The sequence below is a fragment of the Candidatus Symbiopectobacterium sp. 'North America' genome, assembly GCF_015762685.1.
Lineage (GTDB): Bacteria > Pseudomonadota > Gammaproteobacteria > Enterobacterales > Enterobacteriaceae > Symbiopectobacterium.
The window spans coordinates 39,154-46,793 of sequence record NZ_PEHF01000023.1 but is presented as its reverse complement, the minus strand read 5'-3'; the positions used below and the strand labels follow the sequence as shown (position 1 = coordinate 46,793).

The following is a 7,640-nucleotide window of genomic DNA, read 5'->3' as shown; positions in this document are numbered from 1 at the left end:
GGACATAATCAGTATGTCAGAAGATCTCTAAAAGTGAATGGTTCGGTTTACCGGGATACTTACAGCACCACTGCTTGCCATAAAAGCCATATGGACAGCAATGGCAACAGGTTTTCAAGAGAATTCAGGGATTGAGCAGATCGATGCGCTGCTGTCGCGCGGTGGCATGGATAGCATGTTGCTGACCATTTGGCCCATCATCGGTGCAGTTACCTTTGGCATTATGGTGGATGATTTTGGTCTGCGGAACAAACTGGTTACACTGCTGTTATTACGGGCCAGAACGGTCGGCCGCTTGATTGCCTCGGTCGTTGCTACGGCTATTGGTTTAAACATTGCCGCAGGCGATCAATACATTGCTCTGCTCTTACCCACTCGCTTATTCAAATCTGAATTTGCCCGACGAGGGTTGGCACCGGAAAACCTTTCCAGAGCAGTTTGCGGGTATTGTTACTTCGCTGTTGATTCCCTGGAGCTCCTGTGTTGCTTATATGGCGGCTGTGCTCGGTGTCTCTACCATGGCCTACATGCCTTTTGCCATCTTTAACATTGCCGCCCCGCTGATCACGCTGGCATTGGGCATCACTGGAATAAATATTAAGCCCATTCTCGTCACTGCCGCAAATTCGACACAAGCCAACTCAGATTAAATGCAATGCCATAACGGCAATCTTCCCCGCTCGCAGCCTTTCGCAGGGAAGGTTTTCCAATTTGTTTCTACTGTTTCTGCGTGACGAATGACCTTTCTAAACCACTCTTACTCCCAGGCTGCACGCAAACTGTCCAAACGCTGCATATACTGATTTAAACTTTCGTACAACTCATCCGCATTGTGATTCGTCTTTCCAGCCCCACCGACGTACATGAGAATATCAGATGATTCATTTAGACACAGACTCCCTATTCCTGAGCGTAATTCTTTAAAATTCTCTATGAGAATTTTTTGATAGAAAGCGCATGGAATATCTTCATTTATCAAATGGCGCACCATGCCATAAAAATACCATTTCCCATCATCAAGTTGTAGTGACACTGGGTATTTACCATCGATTAATAATAAAATCTGTTGTTTTTCATCTAATTTAAGATCTAACCCTAGCTTTTCACCTAAAAAATGAATTTGTCTTTCCGAACCAGCATTTGTCATTAATCTCCCTCCCGATAGATGTAAAATTTTATTTTCCTTTAACATATCTGAAAGTATGAAATCAAAAAATACATTACTGCTTATAATAGCCTCGCAGTTTCTCTACCTGTTAAATAGGCTTCATTATCACTACTGGATTCGTCTGACGCTGAACCGTAAAGACTATCTATCTCATAGGGCTCTGATGGAGCCTCTTGATATAAAATAAGTTCTTCCGCTGTTGGTGGTGGAGAAAAATCATCAATATCTGACAAATCACCCTGTAAAAGTTCAAGTTCTTCTGGCGTTGGCGCTGGTGGAAAATAATCACTGTCAGCCAAAGATATCATCGTCTTCACTGCATACTGAACTAAAAAAACTGTCAATACTTAACGTATCTGATAACGATTCTGGCAAACCATAAGGTGTTACCGGAACTGATAATGGAGCGAGATGCTCAGAATGCCCCCGTTCTAAATTCGCTTTATCGATAGAGTCTCTTATAAGGCCATCGTAGAACTGCTTCGCTAAATAAGCATACATACCGCTACACAACAGATTTTTATCTTCACTACTTTTTAATTTTAGTTTATCATTGAGTAAAAAAACATCGCAGAGCAAGTTATCTAATGCACACGAATCATCACCTATAGATATATTGAGTAGAGCTAACCTTTCATTCATTTTCAACGCAAACGGTTTTTCAGGAACCTGGTTAAGGCCTTATTTCTTTTTATTCGAACCAGATAAGGTATAAAAATAGCATTTCAGAGCGTCCAACGAATAATTATTCCCTAATGCATTTATATTTAAAAACTCCAACATCCGGGCCTTAATGGCATTATAAATATTACCAGGGACTCTATTAGCTTGTAAAATTTCATTTACCTGATGGTTTATTTCATCGTGGGATTTTTTTAAAACCCCATCATCCTTTCCAGATAGAAAATCATAAAACTCCCTGTTAATTTCTGGAAAATTATGAACCAGTCCTTCTTTCATAAATATAAGGTTTTCTTGATTACAATATTTGGCGGTAAATGATGAAGGGTTTATTTTAGATGCTAATGTTAAGTACTTAGTAATATTCTTACATTTCAAATACCCCCCCCAGATTTAACCTCTGGCAAACGGTCAAGTGAAAACGTATTACCGAACCCTTTATTCAATGTTTCTAAAAAAGCTATAACTGCATCGTGTTGCTGGAACTCAATTTCTTGTTTATAGTTAGATATGCATTTAAAATCAGAGAGCCATGGAATCTTAGAAACAAACAATATAGCATGTTCAGCTATAGAGTAATTCGATGACAAACAAACTTCGCCCTTATTATTTCTTATTAATCGAATAACATCATCAGACTCTGATTTATCACAGACACTCACAAAATGAGAATAGCTGAGATCGACTTCTTTAAACGTGATACAATGCGGCATTTCCCCTTCAATATCATCAAATCAATGGTATATTATTAATATCCAACAAAATAATAATCACCACTCACTATTTTATAATCAGGCGTTAACACTATAAATTCATAAAAAATCAATCCCATCATCACATATAATGTTTTCGAAAAATGGAAACAGCGCCCCCATCAGTAAACAAACAGTTATTTAAATTAATCATTATTGATTTTTATCATTGCCAACTTTATACCAATGATAAATCATCGCCAATACACTAATTAAGAGAATGGAATCATGCCTTATCTTTTACTCACCATGGCAGCCCTATTCTGGGGGGGAAATTACGTTGTTGGCCATGTTCTGGTTACACGAGCCGATCCAATCATCATGACACAAGCGCGCTGGGCTATTACCGCGATCCTGTTGATGACCCTTTATTTCAAACAGGTGCGACAGCACTGGCCAACGATGCGGGCATCGATAGGGATCCTGTTTTTTCTCTCCGTATGCGGGCAAGTCCTTTTTCCCTTGACGCTTTATATTGGCTTGCAATATACCACATCGTTAAACGCTGCAATTTACATGTCAGTAACGCCAGTCGTCGTACTATTGCTTAACCGTTTAGTATTCAACGATCCTGTTTCTCGTAACAATATGCTCGGCGTCATCCTCAGCACCGGTGGCGTGTTATATCTGGTGGTAAAGGGAGAACTCTCCACGCCTGAAACCTTTAGCGCGCTCAATCGGGGAGATTTATGGACAATGGGATCGGCGCTCAGTTGGGCGTTCTATTGCACTTTTTTAAGGAAAAAAGATAAAAGTATACCGGGCAACGCATTTGTGGACGTTAGCGCACTGCTCGGTGCAATATTGCTTATTCCCTTAGTGTTTATTCATGTCATCGACCTTCCCTCTCTCGACGTAGCGCCTTACTTTCGCGGGGATTTTTTAACCGGGTTGGCCTATCTGGTAATATTCCCGTCATGGCTCTCCTATGTCTTTTGGAACAGAGGTATCGGCGATATTGGCGCGACGCGGGGAGAAATCTATACCCACCTGATTCCATTATCGGGCGGGGTATTTAGTCTGGTGTTCCTCAATACCACGCTGGAAACCTTTCATCTGGTCAGCGCACTACTGATTGTCTTTGGTATCTGGCTGTGTTCCAAAACACCACAACAGGCATAATGTAAAATGCCGCGGATGCACACCAAAGCACCAGCGGCATGAATATTCAATATTGGCAACAATATCAGTCTAAAACAGAGTGAATCGCCTCTGCCAATTCATTAATTTCAAACTTCGCCACATAAGCATCCGCGCCCACCTTGCGCACTTGATCTTCATTGGCGCTGCCAGAGAGTGAAGAGTGAATAATCACCGGTAGTTTTTTAAGGAACTCATCACGCTTGATGTTACGGGTCAGCGTGAAACCATCCATTTCCGGCATTTCCAGGTCCGTCAGCACAAAGGAGATCTTATCCGTAATCGGACGCCCTTCCTGCTGAGCTTCCTTCGCCATCGCTTGAATCTTGTTCCAGGCCTCTTGACCAGTGACATGCATCAACGTGGGGATCTGCATGACGCTCAAGCCCTGTTCCAGCATGGAGCGAGCCACCTTGGAGTCATCTGCCACAATCGCTACTGTGCCCGGTTTCAGGCGGAACCCTTTGGTTTTCAATTTATCTTCTTTGATGTCGCGATCGACCTGATTCATGTCGTGCAGAATCTATTCTACGTCCAGTACCAAGGCCAGGCGATTACTGGATTTATCGGCATCCAATCGTGCGATGCTGGTAATGTAGGTTGAATTAACCCCATTCTCAGCGGCCAGCACCTGGCTCCAGTCCAGACGCACAATATCATCCACCGATTCCACGGCAAAAGCCTGCGTGCTGCGCGCATACTCGGTAATGAGGAGAATGTTCAATCCAGTGCTTGGCTCGCAGCCCAGCAACGCTGGCAGATCGATAACCGGAATGACCTGCCCGCGAATGTTCACCATACCCATCATCGGCGGTTTCATGCCCGCCGCTTTGGTCAGCGAGGGCATCGGCACGATTTCGCGTAGTTTAAACAAATTGATACCGTACAACTCAGACTCGGCACCCTGCGTAGCGGGGCCCAAACGGAACAACAGCAGTTCAAATTTATTGGAGGAAGTGAGATTTGTTCTCTCATCTATCTCTTTTTGAAAATTATCCATTATACCCTCAATAAGAATGCGTATTTATGTGCAGTAGCGAGGTGTCGCGCGTCGTCCGAGTTCAGATGACAAGGTACAGCCCTTTCACTGTAAGCTATCCGTGGCATTCTTCAACTCCCTGTTATCTGTTATCGACCGCTATCGACAAAAACATGAGCGCTTCAGTAACAACCTCATGCCATTAAAATCAATGAGATATTATAAAACTATAATATTTATGAATTTATTTCAGTGGCTTTTGTTTTTTACTGTTCACTCTTCAGACATAAAAATCTGCCGACGTGCTAACCTGCCGGCTACCCAGCGTGCTTTGTCATCTCCTACCTTGCCATAAACCACTCGACCTATCGATTCATAAATAAACATAGATAAAAACTATCGTAATAGTTGCCTTTTTCGATTTTAACAATGTCCACAAGATGACTACGCTTAATGTGTCCACAGCACTGTACCGGGCGACCTTGTGCCAGGCCCCATGGAACTCATCAGCAAAGGAAGATATTGCATGACAACTGAAAGCAAATGCCCATTTTCTGGCGGTGGTAGCAAACCTACCGCGAGCAACGGCACCAGGAATCAGGATTGGTGGCCAAATCAGCTCAGTCTGAAAGTACTCCATCAACACAGCCCGCTCTCCGACCCTCTTAGTAAAAATTTCAATTACGCCGCCGCCTTCAACAGTCTCGATCTGGCGGGGGTTAAAAAAGATCTCCATGCCTTGATGACCGATTCCCAGCCCTGGTGGCCTGCGGACTTCGGCCACTATGGCCCATTGTTTATTCGTATGGCCTGGCACAGCGCCGGAACCTACCGTACTGGCGATGGCCGCGGTGGTGCAGGAGCTGGACAGCAACGCTTTGCTCCGTTGAATAGTTGGCCTGATAACGTAAACCTCGATAAGGCACGGCGGTTGCTATGGCCGATCAAGCAAAAATATGGTCAAAACATCTCCTGGGCCGATTTGATGATCCTGACCGGTAACGTAGCATTAGAATCCATGGGCTTTAAAACGTTTGGATTTGCATGCGGTCGCCACGACGTGTGGGAACCAGAAGAAGATGTTTACTGGGGTGCGGAAACCACCTGGCTTGCTGATAATAAACGTTATTCTGGTGAACGGGATCTGGAAAACCCGCTGACTGCGGTACAAATGGGCCTGATTTACGTCAACCCGGAAGGTCCCGGCGGCAACCCCGATCCTCTCGCCGCCGCCAAAGACATTCGGGAAACCTTTAGCCGTATGGCAATGGATGACGAAGAGACCGTGGCATTGATCGCTGGCGGTTATACCTTCGGCAAAACACACGGCGCAGGCGATGCCGCATTGGTCGGGCCCGAACAGGAAGCCGCAGGCATCGAAGAACAAGGATTAGGATGGAAGAGCAGTTTCGGTAGTGGGAAAGGCGGCGACACCATTGGCAGTGGACTGGAAGTCACCTGGACACAAACTCTTACGCAGTGGAGCAACTACTTCTTTCAAAATCTGTTTGGCTACGAATGGGAACTGACTAAAAGCCCGGCGAGCGCACACCAGTGGCAACCCAAACATGGCGCGGGCGCAGGAGAAATACCTGATGCTCACGATGCGACAAAGCGCCACGTTCCCACCATGCTGACCACCGACCTCTCCCTGCGCGTTGATCCGGTTTATGAGAAAATCTCACGCCGCTTCCATGAACATCCCGAGGAATTTGCCGACGCTTTTGCGCGCGCTTGGTTCAAACTGACTCACCGCGACATGGGGCCACGCGAACGTTATCTGGGTCCAGAAGTACCGAGCGAAGAACTCATTTGGCAAGACCCGATCCCCGCAGTGAATCATGAACTGATCAACAGGCAGGATATCGCCACGCTGAAACAACAGATTGTGGCAACGGGGCTAAGCGTATCGCAGTTGGTCGCAACGGCCTGGACATCCGCATCCACGTTTCGTGGTTCAGACAAACGTGGTGGCGCTAACGGCGCGCGTCTGCGTCTTGCCCCACAAAACCATTGGGAAGTGAACCAGCCCGCACAGTTGGCGCAGGTGTTGAGCGCTCTGGAACGCGTGCAAAACGCATTTAATGACGCACAATCAGGCAACAAACGTGTTTCACTGGCCGATATCATCGTACTGGGTGGCGTCGTGGGCGTCGAACAAGCTGCGCAACACGCAGGCCAATCGGTCAGCGTTCCTTTTACTCCTGGACGGATGGATGCCTCTCAAGCGCAAACCGATATCGCCTCATTCGACGTACTTGAACCCATTGCCGATGGTTTTCGCAACTATCAGAAAGCGCAATACAGCATCAGTCCAGAAGCATTGCTAGTGGACAAGGCGCAGTTGCTTACCCTTACAGCACCGGAAATGACCGTGCTGCTCGGCGGGTTGCGCGTACTGAATATCAATACCGGGCAAACAGCGCACGGTGTCTTTACCCAACGTCCAGGCACCTTGACCACTGATTTCTTCATCAACTTGCTGGATATTAATACCACGTGGCACCCGATTGATGCATCGCACACACTGTTTGAAGGGCGCGATCGCACCACGGGTCAGCCAAAATGGACAGGAACACGCGTAGATCTGATTTTCGGTTCACACTCACAGCTACGAGCGCTGGCGGAGGTTTACGCCAGTTCTGATGCGCAGGCATCGTTTGTGCACGATTTCGTGGCTGTCTGGAATAAAGTAATGAATCTGGATCGTTTCGATCTGGTGTAGCGGTTATTCGGAGCTAGGATCGTGCAGTAAGGCTCTTCTGGCGTCCCAACATGATCTTAGGGCCATGTTGGGGCATAACCACAGAGCGGATTGCCGCCAGTGGCGTAATTCCGCTCATCAGTTTTACAAAGTAACAGGCAATCCCTTTGACAGCCCCGCCATCCAAGAAAAAGTGCAAAGTCCAGGTTCCTGTCG

The 7,640-nt window shown here is 46.1% G+C and carries 9 protein-coding genes and 1 pseudogene; 4 read left to right on the top strand and 6 right to left on the bottom strand.

Translation table 11 applies throughout. The features are described from left to right. Positions 1-100 precede the first annotated feature (100 nt). Together CS369_RS05320 and CS369_RS24450 are read left to right on the top strand one after the other, a co-directional pair. A complete protein-coding gene (locus tag CS369_RS05320) occupies positions 101-547 on the top strand; it encodes a Na+/H+ antiporter NhaC family protein (protein ID WP_280514722.1) in 447 nt (148 codons plus the stop codon). Continuing rightward, the gene (locus CS369_RS24450; RefSeq protein WP_280514721.1) at positions 492-650 is read left to right on the top strand and encodes a hypothetical protein; all 159 of its coding nucleotides are present in this window, start codon (positions 492-494) and stop codon (positions 648-650) included. Before CS369_RS05320 ends, CS369_RS24450 begins: the two co-directional genes overlap by 56 nt. Positions 651-757: 107 nt before the next feature. Here the strand turns inward: CS369_RS24450 and CS369_RS05315 are convergent, their stop codons facing one another. From CS369_RS05315 to CS369_RS05295, 5 genes are all read right to left on the bottom strand, one after another. Then, the gene (locus CS369_RS05315) at positions 758-1,147 is read right to left on the bottom strand and encodes a CesT family type III secretion system chaperone (RefSeq protein ID WP_196906293.1); all 390 of its coding nucleotides are present in this window, start codon (positions 1,145-1,147) and stop codon (positions 758-760) included. 80 nt (positions 1,148-1,227) lie between these two features. Beyond that, complete coding sequence (locus tag CS369_RS05310) at positions 1,228-1,467, bottom strand: hypothetical protein (RefSeq protein WP_196906292.1); 240 nt, start codon at positions 1,465-1,467, stop codon at positions 1,228-1,230. Then, a complete protein-coding gene (locus CS369_RS05305; RefSeq protein ID WP_196906291.1) occupies positions 1,460-1,816 on the bottom strand; it encodes a hypothetical protein in 357 nt (118 codons plus the stop codon). Before CS369_RS05305 ends, CS369_RS05310 begins: the two co-directional genes overlap by 8 nt. A gap of 33 nt (positions 1,817-1,849) precedes the next feature. Continuing rightward, positions 1,850-2,128, bottom strand: a complete 279-nt coding sequence (locus tag CS369_RS05300) for a hypothetical protein (RefSeq protein WP_196906290.1) — start codon at positions 2,126-2,128, stop codon at positions 1,850-1,852. A 95-nt stretch (positions 2,129-2,223) separates the two neighbouring features. After that, positions 2,224-2,562: a hypothetical protein gene (locus CS369_RS05295; protein WP_196906289.1), complete on the bottom strand. Its 339-nt coding sequence runs from the start codon at positions 2,560-2,562 to the stop codon at positions 2,224-2,226. Between the two features lie 267 nt (positions 2,563-2,829). On the opposite strand from CS369_RS05295, the gene CS369_RS05290 reads away from it, so the two are divergent. Next, positions 2,830-3,723, top strand: coding sequence for a DMT family transporter (locus CS369_RS05290; RefSeq protein ID WP_196906288.1), 894 nt, complete (start codon positions 2,830-2,832; stop codon positions 3,721-3,723). Positions 3,724-3,787: 64 nt separating this feature from the next. On the opposite strand, the pseudogene CS369_RS05285 reads toward CS369_RS05290, so the two are convergent. Then, positions 3,788-4,741 (bottom strand): annotated as a pseudogene (locus CS369_RS05285) (chemotaxis protein). Positions 4,742-5,246: 505 nt separating this feature from the next. Between CS369_RS05285 and katG the strand changes: the two are divergent. Continuing rightward, positions 5,247-7,445 (top strand): catalase/peroxidase HPI, encoded by a 2,199-nt coding sequence (katG, locus tag CS369_RS05280; protein WP_196906287.1) that lies wholly within the window; start codon positions 5,247-5,249, stop codon positions 7,443-7,445. The last annotated feature ends 195 nt before the right edge of the window (positions 7,446-7,640 follow it).